1 pseudogene is annotated in these 355 nt (G+C 75.8%); it reads left to right on the top strand.

The features are described from left to right. Positions 1–59: 59 nt before the first annotated feature. A pseudogene (locus AC1DYG_RS21025) lies at positions 60–355 on the top strand (sensor histidine kinase); the annotation flags it as partial.

The following is a 355-nucleotide window of genomic DNA, read 5'->3' as shown; positions in this document are numbered from 1 at the left end:
GACGCGTACCGCACGGTGGCGCCGCGCACCCTGGTGACCAGGCTGGACGCGGAGACCCCGTGAGCACAACGGTTCTCGCCCTGCTGGGGGTGGTCGCGGTGGCCGTCGTGGTCGGCATCGTGGTGGTGTGGCTGCGCACCCGGCAGGCGCTCACCACCCCCGCGGAGCGCGCGGTGCACGACACCCTGCACACCGCGTCCCTGGCCGCCCGACCGCTGCGCCGCGGACTGGACGCGACCTCGGCAGCCGAGGCCGCCCCGTACCTGCGCCAGCTCACCGGTGGCGCGGCCCTGGCGATCGCCGACGCCGAGGGTCGGCTGCTGGTCTGGCACGGACCGCACCAGCAGCTCTCCGA

This window comes from Pedococcus sp. P1_H8 (assembly GCF_056405175.1).
This window is presented reverse-complemented; position numbering and strand designations above follow the sequence as displayed.